Consider the following 25423-nt stretch of genomic DNA (forward strand, 5'->3'; position numbering starts at 1 on the left):
TTATTCTGAAGCTGAAGTTTCATTAGGAGTTTCAGCTTCATTGTTTTCATTTTCCAAACGGCTTTCTAACTCTGCCTGAAATTCTTCCATAACAGGTTTTACAGTGCTTTCTGGTATTTCAGAAATTCTGATATACATTAATCCATCAACAGAATTATTAAACAACGGGTCAACATTAAACGCCACTAATCGTGCATTTTGTTTTACGTATTTTTTAATTAATACAGGAATACGCAATGCTCCAGGTTCAATTTCATCAATAACCTTATCAAATTTATTCATATCTGCCTGCGTAGCATCAAAAACAAAATCTTTATCGGCATCTTTTAGTTTTACTTTATATTCTTTTTTAGGATGAATATATTGCGCAATGTATGGATCGTAATAATGAGATTTCATAAACTCAATCATTAACGATTTTGAAAAATTAGAGAACTGATTGCTAATACTAACTCCGCCAATTAAATATTTATATTCTGGATATCGCAATGTAACGTGTACAATACCTTTCCAAAGTAAAAATAAAGGCATTGGCTTTTGTTGGTATTCTTTTATTATAAAAGCACGCCCCATTTCAATAGAATATTCCATCATGGAATATAATTCGGGCTCAAACTTAAATAAGGTTTGCACGTAAAAACCGTGAATACCATACTTGGCGTAAATATCTTTTCCCAATCCCATTCTATAAGCACCAGCTAAAGCTTTTGCTTCATCGTCCCATAAAAATAAATGATGATAATAACTATCAAAACTGTCTAAATCTATAGCTTCATTAGTTCCTTCTCCAACCTCTCTAAAAGTAATTTCACGCAAACGACCAATTTCAAAAATTAAATTTGGTATATCTTTTCTTTGTGCAAAAAACACTTCGTAATTCTTACTCTTTAGCAATCGCCCACCATTTTCTCTTAATGCATCAACCTCAGAAATCATCTTATCCGTGTCTCTTTGCCCAACAATTTCTTTTGGAGCTTTTGGTAATTTAAGTGCTGCAGTAGTTAGCGGTTTTGATTCCTTTTGATAAGGATTTGCTAACATATATGTTTTCCTACGAATAAAATCGCAAAAATCGTGAGTGCTTTTATACTCTTCTTGATCTGCAACCGAAATTGCTTTCCCAATCCTAACTTTAATAACTCTACCTTTTTGAGATAATAGTTCTGAAGGTAATTTAGCTGTACGAAAGGTTGGATTTAATTTTGATAACAAATAAAACAACCTGCTATTTCTAGCATGAAAATATATTGGAATTACAGGTACGTTGGCTTTTTGAATTAATTTAATGGCACCTTCTTCCCAAGGTCTATCAACAATTAGTTTTCCATCTTTATAAGTAGACACTTCACCGGCAGGGAAGACTCCTAGTGGGTTTCCAGCTTTTACATGAGCTAAAGCATTTTTTAAACCAGAAACACTTGATTGCGCCTCCTTTCTATCTTCAAAAGGATTTACAGGCATTATAAACGGTTTCATAGGTTCAATTCTATGCAATAAAAAATTGGCTATTATTTTATAATCAGGACGTTTTTCAATTAATAATTTAAGTAATAAAATTCCGTCAATTCCACCTAGTGGATGATTAGAAACAGTAATAAAGGCTCCTTCTTTTGGGATTCTCCTTAAATCTTCTTCAGGAATTTCAAACTTTATTTCTAAATCATCTAAAAGAGCCGTGAAAAATTCTAAATCTTTTAAATGTTTATGCTTGCTATAAATTCTATTTATCGCAGAAATTCTAAGCACTTTCATAAGCACCCAGCCAAAAAATGTCCCTATAAATCCATATTTATCAAGGTTTACAGCCTTTGCAACTTCTTTAGCAGATACTAAACTCATTTATATAAAATTAACGTAGCTACAAAAATACATAAATTTATTTCAATACAAGTTGAACAGTGCCTTTTGTAGCTTGTTTTAATAATATTTCCCCTTTTTCCTCAATTGTATTTACAGCCTCTTCATTTGCGTGTCTTACGGTATATAACGAAACATTTTCGGAATATGTTACTTTATATTTTTGATTTATTTCTGATAAAAATTGTTGGAAATTATTAAACTTATCTTCAATACACACTGAAAAACTTAATGCTGAATTTTGAATTAAGTTTACCTTTAATTTATAATTATGTAAAATTTTAAAAATATCACTTAAATTATATTCTACCATAAACGAAAAATCCAGCGCTGCAATGGACACCAATATTTGTTGTTGCTTTAAAATGAAACAAGGAATTTCTGGCAATAAATGATGTCCTTTTCCTACAATAGTTCCTTTTGACTCTAAATCGAAAAAAGAACGAACAAATAACGGTATATTTTTATTTTCTAATGGTTTCAAAGTTTTTGGATGAATTACTGAAGCACCATAAAATGCCATTTCAATAGCTTCCCCATAAGATATTTGTTGCAATAGTTGAGCGTTATTAAAAAACCTCGGATCTGCATTTAAAACTCCATCCACATCTTTCCAAATTGTTAAACTATCTGCATTTAAACAGTAGGCAAAAATTGCAGCTGAATAATCTGACCCTTCTCTTCCTAAAGATGTTGTGTTTCCTTGAGGCGTTCTTCCTAAAAACCCTTGTGTTATGTATAAATTATTTGGATTTAACGTTGAAATATTTTGCAACGTACTTTCCCAATTCACATAAGCATCGCGATAATTATCATCTGTTTTTATATAATTCCGAACATCAATCCAACTATTTACAATCCCAATTTCATTTAAATAAATACTGACAATTTTTGTAGAAAGTAATTCTCCAAAACCAATAATTTGATCGTAAATAAAGTTGTAATCTTTAATTTTATTTTTAATTAAAAATCCACTTAACTGACCAAAAAACTGTTCAATTTCTAAAATAATTGTTGCCTTATTATTTGTAAATAAATTGTCAATAATATTAAAGTGATACGTTCTTACAAATTCAATTTTTTGAGATAAATCGTCCTTCTTAGTATGATACGAATGTATAATTTCTTCAAATGCATTGGTCATTTTTCCCATTGCAGAAATTACAATTAAAGTATTTTCAAATCCTTCATGTTGTAAAACTCGTACAACATTTTTTATACTTTCTGCATCTTTAACTGATGCTCCTCCAAATTTAAAAATTTTCATGTTTACTAATTTTACAAACTGTTTATATAATTTTCAATTGCTTCATTTTCAATGTGTACCGTATCCCAATCTCGTAAAACACGCGCGCCCGTTTTTTCATAAAAATCAATTGCTGGCTTGTTCCAGTCTAGCACAGCCCATTCAATTCTTCTTACACCCTTGTTGTAACCAAATTCAATTACTTTGGTATATAAAGCACTTCCAATTTTAAGTCCTCTTTTCTTTTCGGTAACTATTAAATCTTCTAAATGAATTGTTGGCCCTTTCCAAGTGGAATATCTTGAATAAAATAATGCCATTCCAACAATTTTTGAGTCAATTTCAGCAACAAAACAATTGAATAAAGGTATTTTCCCAAAACCATCGTTTTCTAAATCTTCAACCGTAACTTCAACAGCCTCGGTTTCCTTTTCAAAATGTGCTAATTCTTTAATTAAACTTAACACTTCAGACATATCCTCTTTAATTGCTTCTCGAATAGTAAAACTCATTGTAAATAAAAATATTTAATTAGTGTTGCTAAAGTAAAAAATTTGAACACAAAGTATCTTACAATCTCTTCATTATTAAAAAAAAAAATCTCGATATTTGTAAAAAACAATTCAACTTTTAATATGAAAAACGACAATCTTACCTTAGGAGAATTTATTATTGAAAATCAAAAACACTACAAATACACTTCTGGAGAATTTTCTAGATTGTTGAGCTCCATCAAATTAGCAGCTAAAATTGTAAATTATAAAGTTAACAAGGCTGGTTTAGTAGATATTTTAGGAGCAGCGGGAGATACTAATATTCAAGGTGAAGATCAGCAAAAATTAGATGTTTACGCGAACAATGTTTTTATGCAAACACTTATAAATAGAGAAATTGTTTGTGGAATTGCCAGTGAAGAAGAAGATAATTATGTAACAATTAAAGGAAAACACGGTACTAATGAAAACAAATATGTAATGCTTATTGATCCATTAGATGGATCTTCAAATATTGATGTAAATGTTTCCGTAGGTACAATTTTTTCTATTTATAGAAGAATTACTCCAATTGGCGCTCCAGTTGAACAAATTGATTTCTTACAAAGGGGAAACCAACAAGTTGCAGCAGGTTATGTAGTTTACGGAACTTCAACAATGTTGGTGTATACATCGGGCCACGGAGTAAACGGATTTACTTTAAACCCTGCAATTGGCTCCTTTTATTTATCACATCCAAATATGAGTTTTCCTAAAGATGGTAAAATATACTCTATAAATGAAGGTAACTACGTACACTTTCCACAAGGAGTTAAAGATTATTTAAAATATTGTCAGGAAGAAAAAGATGACAGACCTTATACATCACGTTATATTGGATCATTAGTTTCAGATTTTCATAGAAACATGATTAAAGGTGGAATTTATATTTACCCGACAAGTTCCATTGGTCCAAAAGGTAAATTACGTTTATTATATGAATGTAATCCAATGGCATTTTTAGCTGAACAAGCAAATGGAAAAGCAACTGATGGATATAAAAATATTTTAGAAATTAAACCAACCGAACTTCATCAACGTGTTCCTTTCTTTTGCGGAAGCACTAATATGGTTGATAAAGCTGGCGAGTTTATGGCTAAATATCCTGAAAATGCCAATTATTAGTTTTAAATTTAATAACTTAAAACAATAGTACTATAAGAACAATCAATTCTAAGATTTTTTAGAATGAAAACCGTTCATTACCTTTGATTACAATAAATGTTGAACTAAAAAATACAATTATGGCTTTTGAATTACCAAAATTACCGTACGCTTACGATGCACTAGAACCACATATTGATGCAAGAACTATGGAAATACACCATACAAAACATCATGCAGGATATACAAACAACCTAAATAATGCTATTGCTGGAACAGCTTTAGAAGGAAAATCTATTGAAGTTATTTTAGCTGATTTAGATATGAATAATGCTGCTGTTAGAAATAATGGTGGTGGTTTTTATAATCACTCATTATTTTGGGATGTTATGAAACCAGAAGGAAAGGGATATTTATCAGGAGAATTAAAAGATGCTATTATAGCTGCTTACGGTTCTGTTGATGCCTTTAAAGATGTATTTGCAAAAGCTGCTGCAACTAGATTTGGATCTGGATGGGCTTGGCTTTGTGTACATAAAGGAGGAAAAGTTGAAGTTTGCTCAACTCCAAACCAAGACAATCCATTAATGCCAGGTGTTACTTGTGGAGGAACACCAATTTTAGGATTAGATGTTTGGGAACACGCATACTATTTGCATTATCAAAACAGAAGACCAGACTATATTAATGCATTTTTTAATGTTATTAACTGGAACGAAGTTGAAAGACGTTACGCTGAAAGTAAATAATTTATTTACCACTAACTAAAATAAAAAAGTCCGCAATTGCGGACTTTTTTTATCTCAATTATTTGCTTTTTAAACAGCTTTAAATAAGTTTATTATTGCACATAAACTTAGTAAGTTTTAAGTACATTAGCTCCTTAAATTTTATTGTTGATACTTATGTTAACATCTCATTTAGGGGAACTATTCGCTTTATTAACCGCCGTTTTTTGGACAACCACTAGTTTATCCTTTCAACAAGCAACAAGAAGAGCTGGATCATTATCCGTTAACGTTTTACGTTTAATTATTGCATTTTTCATTTACGGTATTATATCCTATTTTACTAGAGGTTTATTTTTACCTTTTGATGCAGGTACTCATCAATGGATATGGATGTCTATTTCCGGATTAATTGGTTTTGTTTTTGGAGATTACTTTCTATTTAAATCGTATGAGTTAATAAGTGCCAGAATCTCCATGCTAATCATGTCTTTAAGCGCACCAATAGCTGCTATTATTAGTTGGTTTTTATTAGGTGAAACAATGAACTTATTATCCATTTTCGCAATGTTTATAACCATTTTTGGTATAATGATGGTTATTACTGAAAAAAAGAAATTAGATGATGAAAAAGCAGGAATAAAAAACAAAAAAATCCAATTTTCATTTTCTCCAAAAGGCATGTTATTTGCATTTTTCGGTTCAATTGGGCAAGCTTTAGGATTGGTTTTAAGTAAATATGGAATGCAAGATTACAATGTTTTTGCAGCCACTCAAATTAGAATTATTACAGGATGTATTGGTTTTATAATTTTAATTTCACTTATAAAAAGGTGGCCTAAAGTTAAACAAGCAGTTGCAGATTCTGTTTCCATGAAATTTATTGTAATTGGCTCTATTTTTGGACCATTTTTAGGTGTTTATGTTTCATTGTTAGCTGTTAAATTTACTACTGTAGGAATTGCATCTACTATTATGGCTATTATTCCAGTTTTAATTATTCCTCCCGCAATTTTATTATATAAAGAAAAAGTAACCTTAAAAGAAGTTATTGGAGCATTTATAGCGCTTAGCGGAATTGTATTGTTTTTTATCAACTAAGCTTGGGGTGTTCTTTTTTTCTGGGATCTTGATTTAATAATTGCGCTAAAGAATTATATAATTTTGGTAGTTTTTGACTAAACTCATCAGGTTTTTCAAAAAAAGACTCTAATGATACCGAAAAAAATTCCATCAAATTTTCGCCTCCATAATTTCGTAAAAAAGAATTCTCGGCAGCTCTTATTTGAGCTATAAAATAGTTGGCAGTATTGCTATAACTTTTAAAATTATTTTCATTAAAAATTCCAATATAATTTCTTTTGGAATTTTCAATTATTAAACAATGACCAAATTCGTGAATACATAAGTTTAAAGCATCATCAGAAATTTTAAAACCTCGCTCCACCGCAGGCCAAGATAAATTTACACGACTAGTTTTCACATTAACATCCCCATCAAAAAACTGATGAACTCTTTTATAAGTGTACGATGAAGGAGCAATAAAAATAGTGTTAAATTTAGAAAATGTAACAATTTTCAAACCAAATGTAACTTGTGTAAATGCACTTGAAATTACTATTTTCATTTCTGGGCTTATATAAAAATTGGGATCCGATAAAAACCGCGTAGTTTTAATAAATATTAAGGTTCTGATTTGAAATATTTCTTGATTTATGGTTGATAAATCCTTGTAATAAGAACTCCATTTCAATAACACCCAATGAACTTCGGCTTTTGATTTCTCTTTTAAAAAATACCCTAAAACTTTATATTTTAAACTCAATGATTATTCAAAATTTAACGGACCAAAATAACCCATTTGCCTTACAATCCAGTTTTTTCTTCTCTCAATATAGTTAGAAGATCTAACAGCTTTGTATTTTCTAGGATTTGGTAAAATAGCGGCAATAGATGCAGCTTCGTATGTTGATAGTTTTTTCGCAGATTTCCTAAACCAATGTTGTGCTGCAGCTTCGGCTCCGTAAACGCCATCACCCATTTCAATACTATTTAAATACACTTCTAAAATGCGTTCTTTACTCCAAATTACTTCAATTAAAAAAGTAAAGTAAAGTTCAAAACCTTTTCTTACATAACTTCTTTGTGGCCAAAGAAAAACATTTTTTGCAGTTTGTTGCGTAATTGTACTTCCTCCTTTAATTTTTTTCCCTTTTTTATTACCTTCATAAGCCTTTTCCATTGCTTCCATATCAAAACCAAAATGCTCCGAAAATTTTTGATCTTCACTTACAACAACTGCTTTTGCTAAATTTGGAGATATGTTATCCATAGAAACCCATTGATGAGTAAGTGTAGCCGGTTTGCCTTGAGACCATTGTTCAATATTTCTAATAAACATTAACGGTGTAAATGGAACTGGCACCCATTTAAATACAATAACTGCGAGTATAGATGTGATAAAAAAGACAATGATTGCTTTAAAAAACCATCGTTTTATTTTTTGAAAAAAACCTTTCATTCAACAAAATTTCAGTAAAAGTATTGATTTTTTGATTTGTTTGGAATTTTATTTTTAAGTGATTTAGATTTTAAAAATTTTAGATTTTAAAAAAATAAGCCTATTTTGTAAAGAAATTCTAATGTATTTATTAAAATTTAAAAAAAATAGAAGACTTTTGTCAATTCTTATTTAACATATAATGAATAATTTTCTGAATAGTATTAAACAATTCCTTTTGAAATTTAATTTTAAGAATTTCACTTTTAAAAAAGCTGTAAAATATGGTTTTATCATATTTTCATTTCTTTTTTTAAGTTTTTTTATAGCCATTTATTTTGGTTATTTTGGAAGAGTTCCTACCAACAAAGAAGTGCAACTTTTTCAAAACATGGAAGCTTCAGAAGTATATTCTGCAGATAACATTTTGTTGTATAGATTTGATAAAGAAAATAGACTAAATATACCATACGACTCTATTCCAAAACATTTGGTAAATGCCTTAATTGCCACAGAAGATACTCGTTTTTTTGAACATAGTGGTGTAGATATAAAAAGTTTATTTCGTGTTTTAGTGAAAACCATAATTATGCGCGATAAAAGTTCGGGCGGAGGAAGTACCATTACGCAACAATTGGTTAAAAATTACTTTCCAAGAAAATCTCATCGCTTTTTCTCAACACCAATTAATAAGCTTGAAGAAATGGTTGCTGCTTATAAATTAGAACAACATTTCACTAAAGAACAACTTATAGAATTTTATTTTAATACCGTTCCATTCGGACAATCTGCCTTTGGGTTAGAAAGTGCAGCACAACGTTTTTTTAGCACAACAACTTCAAAATTAACAGTTGAACAAAGTGCAGTTTTGGTTGGAATGTTAAAAGCAAGTTACACCTATAATCCTGTGAAATTTCCAGAAGCTTCCAAAAAAAGAAGAAATATTGTTTTAAACTTAATGAAAGAAGCTAAATTTCTAACACAAAAAGAAGAAGATTCTATTTCAGATCTACCTTTAGTTACCAAGGAGAAAAGACTGGTTCGCCACGTTGGAAAAGCAAAATATTTTACTGAATATGTGCGTTCTGAAATGAAAAAATGGCTAGAAGTAAATAAAAAACCGAGTGGTAAAGATTACGATTTATATAAAGATGGATTGAAAATTTACACTACTTTAAATTACGAAATGCAACAATATGCAGAGCAATCTGTTTCTAAACAAGTAAAAAAATTACAACAAGAGTTTAATTACGAATGGCAAAATGAAGAACCTTGGAGTGCTATTCCGGTTGTTTTAGAGAATGCTATAAAAAATTCTAGTAGATATAAACGCTTAAAAGAAAAAGGGATTTCTGAAGCCAATATTAGAGCAAATTTTAATACTGAAATTCCAATGAAAATTTTCACTTGGGATGGAGACAAACAAGTAACAATGTCTCCGCTTGATTCTATAAAACATTATTTAAGACATTTACACGCTGGTTTTATAGCTATTGAGCCACAATCAGGTCATATTAAAGCCTATGTTGGCGGAATTAACGAGCAACATTTTCAATATGACCACGTAAAAACAAAACGACAAGTTGGTAGTACATTTAAACCATTTGTTTACACGGCTGCAATAGAAAAAGGTGTTTCTCCTTGTGATATGTATCCAAATATTTTAATAAAATATCCTCAATATGAAGATTGGGAACCTAAAAATTCTGATTGGATTTATGGCGGTGAATTTAGCGTTTGGGGAGCTTTGGCAAATTCCACAAATACAGTTACCGTACAATTAATGGAAAAGGCTGGATTAAAAAACATTATTAATTTAGCACATAACATGGGTATTGAAACTAAACTACCTGAAATTGGTTCTTTATCCCTAGGTACAGCAGAATTATCGCTGTTAGAAATGACACGGGCGTACACTACATTTCCTAATTATGGAAAACCAGTACACGAAGTTTTTTTAACTAAAATTGTGAGCCGTGATGGTGAAAACTTACCGCTTTTTGAAGAAAAAATCAAAAAACCCGTTTATTCTGAAAAAACAGGTGAGATAATGGTACAAATGTTGAGTAAAGTTATTAAAAATGGAACTGCCGCATCTTTAGTTTATGACTATGGTTTATACAACGATTTGGGTGGAAAAACAGGTACATCACAATCACAAGCTGATGGATGGTTTTTTGCGTTTTCATCGAATTTAGTAACTGGAACTTGGGTAGGAGCAGAAAATCCATCCATTCATTTTAGGACAATGGATAAAGGGCAAGGCTCACATTCAGCATTACCAATAAATGGTAACTTTTTAAGATCATTAAACAATAATCAATCTTTTAAATATTACTTAACAGGTGAATTTAAAAAGCCATCAAAAGAAGTTTTAAAACTGTATGATTGTTTATCTCGCAAGGGTGTTCCTTCACCTAAAAAAGATACGTTGGATATTGTTATTGATTCTTTAACTATTGATCCATCAAACATTGTGTTAGATTCTATTCAACCACAAAATTAATAAGAATTATTACAAAACCAATAGTCCATGTTTTCTAAGCGTGTCTATTGGTTTTGAATACCAAAAAAGCTCAAAATTTTCTAAATCAATTTCAAAATCAGTTTTTAAATGTTGAATTGTGAGCGATTCATTGGTATAAACACTTAACTTTTTTAGATTTTGAACCAACCAATTTCCATAATTTTCAGGAACTGAAATTTCAAAATTTCCAGTTGCAACAAAAAAAGTAAGTTGCAACATTTGCCACGTATTTCCTTTTTTAGTTTTTGAAAAAGCACGAACCAAAGGTTCTCCACCTAACCAAATTACTTTTGCTGTTGGTTTAAAAATTTCAAAAGATTGATTTTCTAATGATGAACTAATAAAGTTATTTTTAATACTAGTTCTCGGAATTTTAAAACTGAACCAATCTTGCAATGGTAAGTTAAAACCTATGCCGTACATAAAATTAAAGATAGACTTTTTTAAACCTTCACTAAATTTTTCGTGATGAATACCCGATTTATCAGTAAACTCAATATCATTATTTGCAAACGAAATATTTTTTAAATCAGGAATAATATGGTAATTCTCAGTATTTCGTCCAATTGGACTATGTGTTGTTAAAGCAAATTGATGCCAAAAACCAGATTTTATAATTCCAAGTTCAAAACATTGACGTACCATTTCTAAACTATCAACAGTTTCTTGAATAGTTTGTGTAGGAAAACCATACATTAAATATGCGTGAACCATAATACCAGACTCAGTAAAACTCTTTGTTACTTTAGCAACTTGTTCAACGGTTACACCCTTTTGAATTAATTCTAACAATCTATCTGAAGCAACTTCCAAACCGCCAGAAACAGCAATGCAGCCTGATGCTTTTAGCAACAAACACAAATCTTTGGTAAAACTTTTTTCAAACCGAATGTTTGTCCACCAAGTCACAATTAACCTTCTTTTAATTATTTCAATCGCCAACGCGCGCATTAAAGCTGGAGGTGCTGCTTCATCAACAAAATGAAAACCAGTTTCTCCAGTTTGGGCAATTATTTGCTCCATTCTGTCTACTAATAATTTCGCGGTAATGGGTTCGTAAATTTTAATATAATCGAGAGAAATGTCGCAAAAAGTGCATTTTGCCCAATAACAACCATGCGCCATTGTTAATTTATTCCAACGTCCATCGCTCCATAAACTGTGCATTGGATTTGCAATTTCTATTACGGAAATATAGTTTTCTAACAATAAATCGCTATAATCTGGCGTGCCGATTTGTGCCTGCTTGTAATCGTTTTTTATGGATGAATTATTATAAATAACTTCACTATTTAATCGTAAAAAAGTTCTTTTAAAATTATTAAAATCTAAATTTTCTTGGGTTGGATTTACAACATTTGAAAAAAGAATCTCAATAGGTAATTCGCCATCATCTAAAGTTATAAAATCGAAGAAATCAAAAACACGATTATCCGTTAAACTGCGCAATTCTGTATTTGGAAATCCTCCACCCATGGCAATTTTAATGGTTGGATAATTGACTTTAATATATTGCGCACATCTAAAACCACTATACAAATTCCCTGGAAATGGAACTGAAAAACACACTAGTTTTGGTTGAATTGTTTGCAATTTATCCTCTAAAATTTTCAAAGAAATTTCATCAATAAAACTTGGTTTTGCTTGCAAATTCGTATGCAATTCATCAAAGCTATTAGCACTTTTTCCTAATTGTTCTGCATAACGGCTAAAGCCGAAGTTTTCATCAATACATTCAACAATAAAATCAGATAAATCTTCTAAATACAACGTGGCTAAATGTTTTGCCTGATCTTGAATTCCCATAGAACCAAATGCCCATTCTAAATCATCAATTTCATTAAATCTGGAAGCTTTAGGGAGAAAGTTTTCTGAACAAATTTGTCGTGCAAAAGTTTGATTTTTACCTTGAAGAAATTTAATAATTACATCAATAGTGCTTATATATTTATTGCGCAATCCATAAATAAGTTGTGCGTTTTCAGAAGAAATAGTTTGCTTTTCAAAAGCTAATTCAAAAACCTCATGAAGTTTATCTTTAGAAAAAAGCACTAAAACAACTTCAATCCCTAAATCTGCTTGAAACGAAGAAATATTCTTAGTATTCAAAAAACCTTTTAAATACATAGTAGCTGGATACGGTGTATTTAACTGGGTAAACGGAGGAGTAATTAAAAGAATATCTTTCAAGAGCTATTTATTTTTATTGTTTTTTAAACTTTTCTATTCCAATTTAACACTAATAATTGAAATTCCATGCTTATCTTCTAATTGGTTTTTTAAAATTCCTGGACCAATTGAAAACTGCAAACTTTCAACTTCATTAATATTAAAACTAGAAGTTAATTTATGAGTTAAATAATATGGTAAAAAACTAGGATATGGTCTTGGAAGTGTCACCGTTTTAACAGGTTTTAAATTATTTAAAGCTATTTTATATTCCTTTAATTCTGTTCCAATTTCAATTACTTCACCATATGAATTTCCATCGGTCATAACAAAAGCAATTTGCAATTTGCACGGTTTATTATTTAACGCTTTTCCATAAAAAACAATATTTTCTTTACTTGAAAGGTCTTCATTCCTCCCTTTTATTTTATTAATTATAAAGTGTTTAAAGGAGTAATCATATATTGGTTTTGCATTTAAATTTTCATTATCTGTAACAAATAGCTTTTCAATATTTATTTGATATTCTGCCTCATTTTCATTTTTAGTTGGCAATAACTTAAACTCATTTCTCCATTCTTTTACTAATAAATCTGAGTCTGTTTTTGCATTAAAAAGATATATTGGATTTTCTATAGGTACTATTCGAGTTTCATAAAAGGATCTGTCATAAAAATCCCAATCAAATAAATTTCCTTCTTTATTTGCAGGAAACGAATGTGTTGCATTATTTTCTTTTACACTAATTACATATTTTAAATAGCCTTTTGAAAGAAGTTCTTTAGGAATAGTCACCGAATAATTATAGCCACTGCTTCTCTCCATTTTTAACACTTTTCTTATGTAACCATTATTTGCAATTAATTGAACCGAGGTTGGTGTTTTAGGCGTAACAATTTGGGCAGAAATTTCTATTGGAAGCCCTTTTGTAATTTCAACAGCTGGTATGTGATTTACATAAATTTTATCAACTGTATTTTCTGTAGCAAAAAAATCTTTTAGTTGGTTGTTTTTCCAGAAATCTGTTGATTTCCACTTTTTATCAACTCCTATTTTATTTAAAATATATGTTCCTGGTTTAATATTAAAACTAGACTCTTTCACTTTTGGAGAATACTCATTTCCATCATTTATAGCCTGAATTGTAAAATTTTCACCTAAATCTTTTAGGTTTAATTTCATATTCCATTCATTCCATTTTATAACAGCCACTGTTTTTTTAAGACTATTTTTTCCAAACGGATTGTCAACCCAAACAGCATCTGGCATTACTTCTAATCTCCAGATTCCGTTAGATAATTTATCTAAAAAATACGCGCCTAAACCTTGGTAATTAACAACAACTGAATTCCCAAAACCTGCAATTTGCTTTAGCGAATTTTCATCAACAATTTTAGAATTAGTTGTATTTGTATATATAAATTTTTCTTTAGTATTGTATTCCGCCAAATCCGCTTTATAATTTATTTTGAAATCACCAAAAGAAGTGTTGTTCGGATATTCTTCAAATTTTGAATACATTGGAATTTGATGAAAAACCTCTGAAGCTATCATTAAACTTAAAGCCTTTTGAGGCGTATAAACCAAATTCATATAATGCGTATTATATTCTGTATTTGCATACGCTACATATGTTGGCTCATAGGCAAAATGAGTCGCAATTTGAATTCCTGCAGTTCTAAAACTTCTTGCCATTGCAGGATAAATATAAGATCTGCCTACATCGGCAGCATCAAATTCATATACTAATTTTGCGCCTTTATGGTTTTTTATAGTTTCATTAAAAGGAATATTATAATCATTAACATTTGGCAGCAAATTTCCCGAAAGTTCTCGTTGGTATCCTAAACCTGTGGGATACCATTGAAAAGTTCCACCTTGAATACCAGCATTAAAGTAAGCATCCATAAAGTGAACTGCGTGACTAACATTATAAAAAATGGGTTTTGTACAATTCGTTTTCCGCATTGATTTCACCATGCCTTTTATAAATTTTGTAACTAGTTTAGCTTCACCTTTATGATGTGGTTCGTTACTAATTTCAAAAGCAATTAAATTTGGCTCATTTTTATAGGCTACTCCTGTATATGGGTTTGTGTGATTCAAAAACTGGTACAAATAATTTTGCTGTGCTTTAATAGCTTCTGGGTTTGTAAGGCAATCTGCTTTTCCATATTTATTTGAAAATCCAGGTGTGTTTTCATCAGGTTCTGGCCATCCATTTCCCCAAAAAGCAATTGGCGTAATTACAAAATTAATGTTCTTTTCTTTTAACTTTTTTAGTAAGTAATCAAAAGTATCTAAATGTTCATTTTGTATTAAATTACCTAATGTATCACTAATTTCAGTATCCCAAACGTGAATTCTATACAAATCAAAGCCCAATCTTGAAAAATGATAAACATCATTATCAATAGCTTTTTTAACATTAACATTCATTGCTTTTGCAGAACGAAAGGCATGTGCAAAAGGAGCTGTATAATTTACACCAAATCCTTTTACTTCATCATTACTTTTTTCCCAACGCATGGTGCCGTGGCTATCTATATAAACATTGTTTATATGACTATTTTTTTGAGCAATTAAAAATGAAGTATTTAATAATAGCAAAAAAAATAAAAGAGTTGCTTTTGTTTTCATGCTACCAAATTTAAGAATTATTTAATAAGCTCTTCCCTTATTTCCTTCATAAAAATTAATGAATGAATCATTTACAACTCTGTTTCCACCAGGAGTTGGATAATCTCCGGTAAAATACCAATCCCCTAAATGGTTTGGACAAGCTATGTGTAAATTTTCAACTGTTTGAAAAATAATTTCAACTTCAGAGTTTATTTCTGGAGTTTTTAGCATTTCAGCAATTTTATTTGAAATTTGCTCATTTGTAAATGGCTGGTAAATTTCCTTAACAGCATTGCTTATTTCTGCATCTTCAAGCGGTTGCATTTCTTTACATTTATTGTAAACCTCCTCCACAATATGGTATTGATTTGTGTCTTTTAATAGCTCTAAAGCAGCTCTAAAGGCAATAAAATCTCCCATACGTGCCATGTCAATTCCATAACAATCTGGGTAACGAATTTGAGGAGCTGATGAAACTATAATTATTTTTTTAGGATGTAATCTGTCTAAAATTTTAATAATACTTTTCTTCAAAGTTGTTCCACGAACAATACTATCATCAATTACAACTAAATTGTCTTTCGGTTTTACAATTCCGTAAGTTACATCATAAACATGCGCTACTAAATCGTCTCTACTATTATCATCTGCAATAAAAGTTCTTAATTTTGCATCTTTTATAGCCAACTTTTCAATACGTGGTCTTGCTGATAAAATTTCGGTCACCTGTTCGGCAGAAAGTGTTCCTCTACCATTTAAAATTGCTTTTGTTTTTTGAAGGTTTAAAAAATCTTCAGCTGCTTCCCGCATTCCATAAAATGAGGTTTCAGCAGTATTTGGAATGAAAGAAAAAACAGTGTTTTTTAAATCATTTTTTATTCTTTTTAGTATTTCAGGAAATACTAATTTTCCTAATTTTTTGCGTTCATTATAAATATCCGCATCACTTCCTCTTGAAAAATAAATTCGCTCAAAAGAACATGATTTTTTTGGCAAAGGTTCAATGATTTTATTCATTGTAATTTTACCATTTCTTTTGATGATTAAAGCACAACCAGGATCAATTTCTTTAACATCTTTAATTTGAATATTAAAAACTGTTTGAATAACAGGACGTTCAGAAGCAACCACCACAATTTCATCATCTTTATAATAAAATGCTGGTCTAATTCCAGCTGGATCACGCAATACAAATGAATCTCCATGGCCTAATAAGCCAGCAATTGCATAACCACCGTCCCAGTTTTTTGCAGAGCGTTTTAATACTTTTTTTATATTAATATGTTCTTCTATTAAAGGAGATGCATCCTTTTTATTTACGCCTCTTTCTTCTTTAATTTTTTTATATAATTTGGCAACCTCATCATCAATAAAATGACCAATTTTTTCCATAACCGTTACAGTATCAGTCATTTCTTTTGGGTGCTGACCAATTTCAACTAAATCATTAAATAACCGTTTAGAGTTAGTCATGTTAAAGTTACCGGCCACAATTAAACTTTTATGCATCCAATTGCTTTGGCGTAAAAATGGATGCACACTTTCTATACTGTTTTTACCAAAAGTTCCGTAACGAACATGACCTAAATACAAATTCCCTATATAAGGAGCGTTGTTAACTTGCCAATTAACATCCTCAATTTTCTCAGGAAATTCTTCATTTAAATCGTTTAATCTACCATTTATTTGTGCAAAAATATCTTGAATTGGCTGATCTGCATTAGAACGAATTCTACTAATATAGCGTGTTCCTGGCGCAACATTAAATTTTATACTTGCCAAACCAGCACCATCTTGCCCACGATTATGCTGTTTTTCCATTAACAAATACATTTTATTTAAACCATAAAAAGCAGAACCATATTTATCTTTATAATACTGTAATGGTTTTAATAACCTAACCATTGCAATTCCACATTCGTGCTTAATAGCGTCGCTCATAATAGTAGTTTTAGTTGTAGTTTTTTAAATAAAAAATTCCGCACAGATGCGGAATTTAAATGTTATCCTATTTCAATATCAAATTGAGTTAACAACTTAAATTGTAATAATCGCTCTTGTATTTCGTTATGTGTTAAATTTTCCATACGCTCAGTTCCAAATTTTTCAACACAAAACGATGCTAAATTTGATCCTGCAATTACACCTCTTTTCATATTTTCAAAAGAAATATCTTCCGTTTTTGCCATATGTCCAATAAATCCACCTGCAAAAGTATCTCCTGCTCCTGTTGGATCAAAAACCTCTTCTAATGGTAACGCTGGCGCAAAAAATACATTGTCTTCATGAAATAATAATGCTCCGTGCTCACCTTTTTTAATTACCACATATTTTGGACCCATTTCATAAATTTTTTGGGCTGCTTTTACTAAAGAATATTCACCAGATAATTGTCTAGCTTCTTCATCATTAATAGTAATTACATCAATTTTTGCAATAACTTCCATAAGTGCATCCCATGTGTTATCCATCCAAAAATTCATAGTATCTAACACTACTAACTTTGGACGAACTGGAATTTGATTAATTACAGCCATTTGAACTGCTGGATGCAAATTTCCTAGCATTAAAAATTCTGGTTGAATAAATTTTTCTGGTACCACTGGATTAAAATCTGCCAATACATTTAAATCTGTTATTAAAGTATCTCTAGAATTTAAATCGTTATGATATTTTCCTTTCCAAAAGAAAGTTTTTCCTTCTTCAATAATTTCAATACCATCGGTATTAATATTTCTATCATTCAGTTTTTTCAGATATTCTTTTGGAAAATCTCCTCCCACAACCGAAACAATACCAGATTCAACACCAAATTGCGAAGCTGATAGCGAAATATATGTAGCTGCGCCACCTAAAATTTTATCTGTTTTTCCGAACGGAGTTTCAATAGCATCAAATGCAACTGTACCTACAATTAATAATTTACTCATATTTTTAAATTTCTTTTCACACCTTAAAATGGTATATTTTGTGTTTATATTTTTTTTAAACAGCAGATGTGATTAATTTTGCAAAAATAAGTTTAAAAAATGACTATCAAAGAAATACAAGAAGAAATTATAGATGAGTTTTCAATGTTTGAAGATTGGATGGAACGCTATGAGTATATTATAGAAATTGGAAAATCTTTACCAATCATTAATGAAACATTTAAAAAAGATGAAAATTTAATTGTAGGATGCCAATCTAAAGTTTGGTTACATTCTGAAATTGAAGGAAATAATTTACAATTTACAGCAGATAGCGATGCTATTTTAACTAAAGGAATTGTAGCGCTTTTACTACGTGTTTTCAACAATCAAAAACCACAAGATATTTTAGATGCAGATTTATATTTTGTTGATGAAATTGGACTGAAAGAACACTTATCTCCAACACGAGCCAATGGATTGGTTTCTATGATAAAACAAATTAAATTGTATGCCTTAGCTTTTCAATCAAAATTAAGTTAAATAGTGTATATTTGCACTTATTTAGAATGAATATAAAGAAAGGTTTATACAATGAATAGTGAACGCGTAGCAGATTTAGGAGATAAAATAGTGGAAAAATTGAAGACTATTTACGATCCAGAAATACCTGTAGATATTTTTGAATTAGGTTTAATATATGACGTTTTTGTGAGTGAAAACAATGACGTTAAAATATTAATGACGTTAACTTCACCAAACTGTCCAGTTGCAGAAACGCTGCCTGTTGAAATTGAAGAAAAAGTTAGAACCATTGAAGAAGTTAAAAGTGCTGAGGTTGAAATTACTTTTGATCCAATGTGGACACAAGATATGATGAGTGAAGAAGCAAAACTAGAACTTGGTTTTTTATAAATGGCAGATGAAATTGTAAATAGAGTTGCGAATAGCAACTTAATAACAATTAACCTTGAGGATTTTTATCCAAAAGGAGAAAGGACCATTATTGATATAAAAAACTGGCTTTTTCATGAATTAATTTTAAAAGAAGTTGATTTTAGAGAACATTTAAAAAACCATGATTGGAGCCAATATCAAAACCATTATATTGCTTTAACCTGTTCTTCTGATGTTATAATACCCTCTTGGGCTTATATGCTTATTACAACATTTGTAAGCCCTTTTGCTAAAAACATTGTTATTGGAAACCTAAAAGAATTAGAAACTTCCATTTTCCAAGATATTATTACAAACCTAGATGTTGAACAGTTTAAAGATAAACCAGTAATTATTAAAGGTTGTGCCCACAAACCAATACCTGAAACTACTTATATTCAGTTAATTCAAAAATTACAGCCAATTACCAAAACAATTATGTTTGGTGAGGCTTGCTCTACAGTTCCTCTTTTTAAAAGAAAAAAATAGTTTTATTGTGACTTTTTCACAAAATTATTGTCCTATATAAAAATATCAAAAACACATTAAGTAAAAATTAAATCAAAAGGTATGAAGAAAATAGTTTTATTTTTAGCAATTGTATGCAGTATTAACTCAGTAGTTGCTCAGGAAAAAGAAGGACCTAAAGAAGGATGGACTAAAAAAGGAAATATTTCATTACTATTAAATCAATCAGCATTTAATAATTGGGCAGCTGGAGGAATAGATAATGTTGCCGGTAATTTAGGTCTGAATTATGATTTTAATTACATAAAAGGTGATATTACTTGGGATAACAAAATTATTGCAGCTTACGGAATAACAAAAATTGATGGAGGTGATCAACAAAAAACCGATGACCGATTAGAACTTAACTCTTTAGTTGGTAAAAAAGCCAGTGGTTTTTGGTACTATTCTTTATTTGCTAACTTTAAAACTCAAATGGATTCTGGATTCGACAAAGCTACCAACGTAAAAACTACACATTTTATGTCTCCTGCTTATTTACAAGTTGGACCAGGTATGTTATGGAAAAAAAGGGATAATTTAAAAGTAAATATTGCGCCTGCAACATCTAGATTAATTTTGGTTCACGATCATTTTACTGTTTTAGGACCATCATTTGGTGTTGAACAAGGTGAAACTTCAAGATTTGAATTAGGAGCTTCCGTTGCCGCTTACTATAAATTAAATATAATGGAAAATGTTTCTATGGAAAATACTTTAAATTTATATTCAAACTATTTAGAAGATGCACAAAATGTAGATTTAGATTATACTATGAATTTAGTGATGAAAATCAACAAATATTTATCTGCTAACTTAGCATTTCAAACAATTTATGACGATAATGCGTACCAAGGATTTCAAACAAGAGAAGTATTTGGTTTAGGTGTTAACTACGGATTTTAAATCTAAAAATATAATTATTTAAAAAGACGCTCTTGGTAGCGTCTTTTTTTATTGTTAAATTGAATTTTTATTGTATAAATTTGTCCAAACTTTATAATAATGTCATTATTAATATTTTATGCGGTTGCCGCTATTTTCTTTTCATTTTTATGCTCCATATTAGAAGCTGTTCTATTAAGCATATCTCCAACATTTATTAATATTAAAAAACAAGAAGGAAAAAAATTTGCTTTCATTCTTGAAGATTTAAAAAAAGATGTTGACAAACCTCTTATTGCTATTTTAACAATAAACACAATGGCACATACAGTTGGCGCCATTATGGTTGGGGTTCAGGCAGAAACTCTTGATTATAAAATTGACATATTAGGTGTAAATACCGTTGGTATTGTATCTGCAATTATGACTGTTTTAATTTTAGTCTTATCTGAAATTATTCCAAAAACAATTGGCGCTAAATACTGGAAACAATTGGCAGGTTTTACTGCTAATGCTTTAATCCCATTAATTGCATTTTTAAAATACACAGGTATTTTATGGATTTTACAACTTACAACTAAACTTATTGGAGGTGGCGCAACTCATGGTTCAATTTTAAGTAGAGAAGATTTTCATGCAATGACAGACATGGCGCATGAAGATGGTGTTTTTGAAAAAAATGAAAGCGCCATCATTAAAAATTTATTGACTTTTAAACAAGTACAGGTTAAAGATGTTATGACACCTAGAACAGTTATGGTTAGAGCTTCTGAAAACGCTACTGTGCAAGATTTTTTTGATGAACACCCAAAATTACGTTTTTCAAGAATTCCTATCTATAAAAAAAATTCTGATAATATTACTGGCTTCATTTTAAAGGATGAAGTAATGGAAGAAATTATAAATGGAAATGGAAATAAAAAACTATCAGAAATAAAACGAGAACTATTAATTACAAATAGATCTATACCAATACCTAGCCTTTTTGAAAAATTTATAGCCAATAAAGAACATATAGCTTTGGTTGTTGATGAATATGGTTCTACTAGCGGTATTGTAACTATGGAAGATGTAATTGAAACTTTACTTGGTTTAGAAATTATGGATGAAAGCGACAATGTGGAAGATTTACAACTTTTGGCTAGAAAAAGCTGGGAGACAAGAGCGAAAAAATTTGGCTTAATAGATGAAAACAATAAAAATGAGGAATAAATTATTTGCTACTTATCCTCAAAGCTAATTTACAAATAATAATTAAGAAGTATTTACTAAACCTCAGTAGAAATATTTTTACTATCCTTTTTTTAAAATTGCAAAATATTTGTAGTTAAAATCCATCAATCTATTGATTCAATTCTTTAGTTGGTTGAATGTTTTTTATTTATACACACTTGCAACGTTACTTTGTTTCATAATAGTAAATGAATTTTGAAAACAAAGAATTATGTCCATTGAAAGTATAAACGGTTGCGTAGGATGTGAGGAGTGCATAAAAAGCTGTCCTACAGACGTAATTAGGTTAAATTCCACCACAAAAAAAGCAGAGATTTTATATCCGGAAGATTGTCAAATATGTCATTTATGCCGTATGTATTGCCCGGTAGACGCTATTACAATTTCTCCTGAAAAAAGTATTCCAGTAATTGTATCATGGGGTTAATTATGAAAAAACAACGTAATATATTTAGACTATTAGTACTTGCCGTACTTTTCATAATTGTACCCATAATATTATACCTCTTAGGAGATTTTTCAAAACGTAATTTTTTAATGGAAACATTATCAATCATTACAATTCTGGGATTTACTTTATTTCTTTCACAATTTTTTTTAACTAGAATAAATCAAAAATTGGTAAAAGATATTAGAATGGTTAATGTGCTGAAAATTCACAAAATAATTGGATACACTTTTATAATAATACTACTCTTTCACCCAATATTTATTATTGTGCCAAAGTTTTTAGATAATACTGTAGCACCTGTTGATGCCTTTTTAAAACTAATTACAACTTTCAGTAGTTTGGGTGTTATATTAGGTTTAATAGCCTATGTATGTATAATTGTAATATTAATTACCTCATTCTTTAGGTTTAAGTTACATTTAAAATATAAAACTTGGAGAAGTTTACATGGCTATTTTACAATGCTATTTGTAATTACAGCAACTTGGCATGTAATTAATATTGGACGCCACAGCAATACTCCACTCTCAATTTATTATGTATTAATGGTAGCAAGCGGAATAATATATCTGCTAAAAACCTACCTATTTAAATCTCCAAAAAATGAAAGAATTAATTAACAATATCTCTCGAAGAAAATTTATAACATTAGCTGGCGGAGCAGCAAGTTTTTCGGCATTAGCAGCAATGGGATTACCAACTGATTGGGCAACAAATAACCCAGAAATTGATGTAGACTCCTTAAATATTGATAAAATAAGCACCGATGTTTTAGTAATTGGAGGTGGAATGGCAGGTCTTTTTGCTTCAGTAAAAGCACATGATGCCGGAGCAAAAGTTTTAATGGTTTCAAAAGGAAGATTAGGAGCTTCTGGACAAACCCCTTTTGCTAAAGGAATATTTGCCTATGTTCCTAAAAAAGAAAAATTAAGCATTGATGAATTTGCACAAGCCGTATCAAGATCAGCTCTAGGAACCAATAATCCTGCTTACACAAAACAATTAGCAGAACATTCACTAGATAGAGTAAATGAATTAAAACAAAGGGGATTTTTTGATTCTTCATTGTACAACAAAAGCTTTAGTAAACCCATAAACGAACGCAATATTCCTCTACAAGAGCGTGTAGTAATAACACATTTAATAAAAGAAAATAATAAAATTGTGGGCGCTGCAGGATTTAGTTTAGATTCTGAAAAAATTATTTTTTATGAAGCAAAGAGCGTGATACTTTGTACAGGAGCAGGTGGTTTTAAACCAAACGGATTTCCTATTTGCGATTTAACGCATGATGGCACTATAATGGCTTACAACATTGGTGCAAAAGTAACAGGTAAAGAATGGAACGATGGACATCCTGCAAAATCTGAAAATGCAGCAGCCTGTTATGATGGTTGGGGAGATATGTTTGAGAAAAAGCCTGAAACCACAAGTGTTGAAATTCGTCACGATTTAGGCATAGATATGAATTATACTGCATATATAAATGGTGGCGCTGCACAAATGGGACCTCCAGGAATGGGAAAACAGGAAAACACAGTGGTAGGAGGCCCATATAGACCAGAGGAATTTAACAATGCTGGCGGTCATCCGGGTGGAGAAAAAGAAGGTGAAAAAAGACCTCCAAGAAAAGAAGGTAAAGGAGGTCCTCCAGGAATGGGAGGTAGTGTAGTTGGTGGTTCTTCTGCCGGAATGTCTATTCACAAAGCTGAGGGAATAGTTCCCATAAATGATCAATGCGAGTCTAACATTCCAGGTTTATTTGCTGCAGGTGATGCTTTAGGGTCTTATATGGCTGGCGCAATTTACACGCAAATTGGTTCTTCATTAGCAGGTTCTGCAGTTCAAGGAGCTGTTGCAGGTAAAGCTGCTGCTAAGTATAGTAAAACTGTAAAAACAGCAAGTATTTCTTCAAGTAAAATAAAAGAAATTCAAGAAGAAATTTTAGCACCATTAAAACGTGAAGCTGGTTACAGCGCTGCTTGGGTTACGCAAACATTACAAGGAATTATGATTCCTAACTTTATAATTTATATAAAAAAGGAAAACTTATTAAAAGGCGCTTTGGCTTATGTTGAAGAATTAAGAGATCATCATTTACCAATGTTAAGAGCAAAGAATTTTCATGAATTGCGTTTGGTACATGAAACAGCAAATATGATTGTTACTGCTGAAATGAAATTGAAAGCATCTATTATGAGAACTGAAAGTAGATGTAGCCATTACCGTTTGGATTATCCCAAAGTAGATTATGAAAATTGGAATGTTTGGATAAATATTTTTAAAGGTGAAGATGGAACTATGCAGTTTGAAAAACAACCTTTTAATACTTGGCCCGTATAATAGTAGTATTTAAATAATTAATATTTTTGGTTTGAATTAAGTTGAAAAAATCGGTCAGTCATAGGCCGATTTTTTTTGTCCGTTTTGTAAAACCATTTTCATCAATAATAAAGTATAAGTTTTTTAAAGTTTATAAAGTTATTAGTGCTAAAGTATCCGAATTTGGTTGATAAAATACCTGAGTACATTGATTTTAGTTTCTAAAAATACACTCATTTCATTTCTTTGTTTCAGCAAATGATTAAATAACAACCTTTTAAAAATAAAATAATGAAATTAAAAATGAACAAAATTTGGAAAATGTTAGTTGTAGTATTAGTAATTACAACAACAGCTTGTGGACAACAAAGAGGTGGACAAGGTGACGGACAGCAAAGAGGTGGACAAGGAGGACCTCCTGCGTTACCAACAGCAAAAGAAATTAAAACTATGGTTAGTGATTTATCAAAAGAGATTCTTTTAAGTGATGAACAAGAAGCACAAGTTTTAAAATTATATACTGCACATTTTGAAGAAGTGAAAGAAAAAACAAGTGCTGGAAGACCAGATAGAAATGAAATGGAATCTTTAAAAACTTCATTTGAAAATAAAGTTAAATCCATTTTAACAAAAGATCAACAAATAAAATACGCTTCTTTTTTAAAGAAAAATCTTATGAAAAAAATAAAAAGTGATTTGAATAAGCATTAAAATATCAGTTTGAGTTAATAATTAAGTTTGGTTAAATTTTCCCCACATTTTAATTTCTTTAAAATGTGGGGATTTTTTTATTTGGTTGATAAAAAAAGCCAGTTCGTTGATTTCTTTTCTTAAAACCTTGCATATCCATTTACTTTGTTCTCAAATAAACAAAACCACAAATACTAAATTATG

The 25423-nt window shown here is 30.3% G+C and carries 22 protein-coding genes; 13 read left to right on the top strand and 9 right to left on the bottom strand.

What is annotated here, in order from left to right:
- From JEY78_RS05990 to JEY78_RS06000, 3 genes are read right to left on the bottom strand one after another with little or no spacing between them, the layout of a single operon-like run.
- Nucleotides 1-1839 carry a lysophospholipid acyltransferase family protein gene (locus JEY78_RS05990; RefSeq protein ID WP_291848019.1) on the bottom strand — a complete coding sequence of 613 codons (1839 nt, stop codon included), beginning with the start codon at nt 1837-1839 and terminating at the stop codon, nt 1-3.
- A 37-nt stretch (nt 1840-1876) separates the two neighbouring features.
- A complete protein-coding gene (locus JEY78_RS05995) occupies nt 1877-3124 on the bottom strand; it encodes an aspartate kinase (RefSeq protein WP_291848021.1) in 1248 nt (415 codons plus the stop codon).
- A gap of 11 nt (nt 3125-3135) precedes the next feature.
- Nucleotides 3136-3615, bottom strand: coding sequence for a GNAT family N-acetyltransferase (locus JEY78_RS06000; protein WP_291848023.1), 480 nt, complete (start codon nt 3613-3615; stop codon nt 3136-3138).
- A 123-nt stretch (nt 3616-3738) separates the two neighbouring features.
- On the opposite strand from JEY78_RS06000, the gene fbp reads away from it, so the two are divergent.
- The 3 genes from fbp to JEY78_RS06015 all read left to right on the top strand — a co-directional run bounded on the left by fbp (nt 3739) and on the right by JEY78_RS06015 (nt 6569).
- Nucleotides 3739-4761, top strand: coding sequence for a class 1 fructose-bisphosphatase (gene fbp / locus JEY78_RS06005; RefSeq protein WP_291848026.1), 1023 nt, complete (start codon nt 3739-3741; stop codon nt 4759-4761).
- Between the two features lie 119 nt (nt 4762-4880).
- The gene (locus JEY78_RS06010; protein WP_291848029.1) at nt 4881-5489 is read left to right on the top strand and encodes a superoxide dismutase; all 609 of its coding nucleotides are present in this window, start codon (nt 4881-4883) and stop codon (nt 5487-5489) included.
- 156 nt (nt 5490-5645) lie between these two features.
- Nucleotides 5646-6569 carry a DMT family transporter gene (locus JEY78_RS06015; RefSeq protein WP_291848032.1) on the top strand — a complete coding sequence of 308 codons (924 nt, stop codon included), beginning with the start codon at nt 5646-5648 and terminating at the stop codon, nt 6567-6569.
- Here JEY78_RS06015 and JEY78_RS06020 read toward each other — a convergent pair.
- Entirely contained in the window at nt 6562-7293 is a 732-nt protein-coding gene (locus JEY78_RS06020; protein ID WP_291848035.1) for a zinc-dependent peptidase, read from the bottom strand. The two genes, JEY78_RS06015 and JEY78_RS06020, sit on opposite strands and share 8 nt — an antisense overlap.
- 3 nt (nt 7294-7296) lie before the next feature.
- Nucleotides 7297-7989, bottom strand: coding sequence for a monofunctional biosynthetic peptidoglycan transglycosylase (gene mtgA / locus JEY78_RS06025; protein WP_291848038.1), 693 nt, complete (start codon nt 7987-7989; stop codon nt 7297-7299).
- A 217-nt stretch (nt 7990-8206) separates the two neighbouring features.
- Here mtgA and JEY78_RS06030 point away from each other — a divergent pair, with 217 nt between their 5' ends.
- Entirely contained in the window at nt 8207-10474 is a 2268-nt protein-coding gene (locus tag JEY78_RS06030; RefSeq protein WP_291848041.1) for a transglycosylase domain-containing protein, read from the top strand.
- 9 nt (nt 10475-10483) lie between these two features.
- Here the strand turns inward: JEY78_RS06030 and JEY78_RS06035 are convergent, their stop codons facing one another.
- The 4 genes from JEY78_RS06035 to JEY78_RS06050 form a co-directional block, all read right to left on the bottom strand.
- Nucleotides 10484-12685, bottom strand: coding sequence for a radical SAM protein (locus JEY78_RS06035; RefSeq protein ID WP_291848046.1), 2202 nt, complete (start codon nt 12683-12685; stop codon nt 10484-10486).
- 33 nt (nt 12686-12718) lie between these two features.
- Nucleotides 12719-15304 (bottom strand): hypothetical protein, encoded by a 2586-nt coding sequence (locus tag JEY78_RS06040; protein ID WP_291848049.1) that lies wholly within the window; start codon nt 15302-15304, stop codon nt 12719-12721.
- Nucleotides 15305-15325: 21 nt separating this feature from the next.
- Nucleotides 15326-17227: an amidophosphoribosyltransferase gene (locus tag JEY78_RS06045; protein ID WP_291848052.1), complete on the bottom strand. Its 1902-nt coding sequence runs from the start codon at nt 17225-17227 to the stop codon at nt 15326-15328.
- Between the two features lie 62 nt (nt 17228-17289).
- Entirely contained in the window at nt 17290-18216 is a 927-nt protein-coding gene (locus tag JEY78_RS06050; RefSeq protein ID WP_291848056.1) for a PfkB family carbohydrate kinase, read from the bottom strand.
- A gap of 99 nt (nt 18217-18315) precedes the next feature.
- Between JEY78_RS06050 and JEY78_RS06055 the strand changes: the two genes are divergently transcribed.
- The 9 genes from JEY78_RS06055 (at nt 18316) to JEY78_RS06090 (ending at nt 25240) form a co-directional block, all read left to right on the top strand.
- Nucleotides 18316-18738, top strand: a complete 423-nt coding sequence (locus JEY78_RS06055) for a SufE family protein (RefSeq protein ID WP_291848059.1) — start codon at nt 18316-18318, stop codon at nt 18736-18738.
- 51 nt (nt 18739-18789) lie between these two features.
- Nucleotides 18790-19110 (top strand): DUF59 domain-containing protein, encoded by a 321-nt coding sequence (locus tag JEY78_RS06060; RefSeq protein WP_291848062.1) that lies wholly within the window; start codon nt 18790-18792, stop codon nt 19108-19110.
- The gene (locus tag JEY78_RS06065) at nt 19111-19620 is read left to right on the top strand and encodes a DUF2480 family protein (RefSeq protein ID WP_291848064.1); all 510 of its coding nucleotides are present in this window, start codon (nt 19111-19113) and stop codon (nt 19618-19620) included.
- Between the two features lie 81 nt (nt 19621-19701).
- Nucleotides 19702-20544, top strand: coding sequence for a DUF3078 domain-containing protein (locus tag JEY78_RS06070; RefSeq protein WP_291848068.1), 843 nt, complete (start codon nt 19702-19704; stop codon nt 20542-20544).
- A 99-nt stretch (nt 20545-20643) separates the two neighbouring features.
- On the top strand, nt 20644-21735 hold the full coding sequence (locus JEY78_RS06075; RefSeq protein WP_291848071.1) for a CNNM domain-containing protein: 1092 nt from the start codon (nt 20644-20646) through the stop codon (nt 21733-21735).
- 232 nt (nt 21736-21967) lie between these two features.
- Nucleotides 21968-22183, top strand: a complete 216-nt coding sequence (locus tag JEY78_RS15770; RefSeq protein WP_367158769.1) for a ferredoxin family protein — start codon at nt 21968-21970, stop codon at nt 22181-22183.
- A gap of 110 nt (nt 22184-22293) precedes the next feature.
- Entirely contained in the window at nt 22294-22827 is a 534-nt protein-coding gene (locus JEY78_RS06080; RefSeq protein WP_291848074.1) for a ferric reductase-like transmembrane domain-containing protein, read from the top strand.
- On the top strand, nt 22811-24550 hold the full coding sequence (locus tag JEY78_RS06085; RefSeq protein WP_291848077.1) for an FAD-binding protein: 1740 nt from the start codon (nt 22811-22813) through the stop codon (nt 24548-24550). Before JEY78_RS06080 ends, JEY78_RS06085 begins: the two co-directional genes overlap by 17 nt.
- A 270-nt stretch (nt 24551-24820) precedes the next feature.
- Nucleotides 24821-25240, top strand: coding sequence for a hypothetical protein (locus JEY78_RS06090; protein WP_291848080.1), 420 nt, complete (start codon nt 24821-24823; stop codon nt 25238-25240).
- The last annotated feature ends 183 nt before the right edge of the window (nt 25241-25423 follow it).

The sequence above is a fragment of the Lutibacter sp. genome (assembly GCF_016342705.1).
Taxonomy (GTDB): domain Bacteria; phylum Bacteroidota; class Bacteroidia; order Flavobacteriales; family Flavobacteriaceae; genus Lutibacter.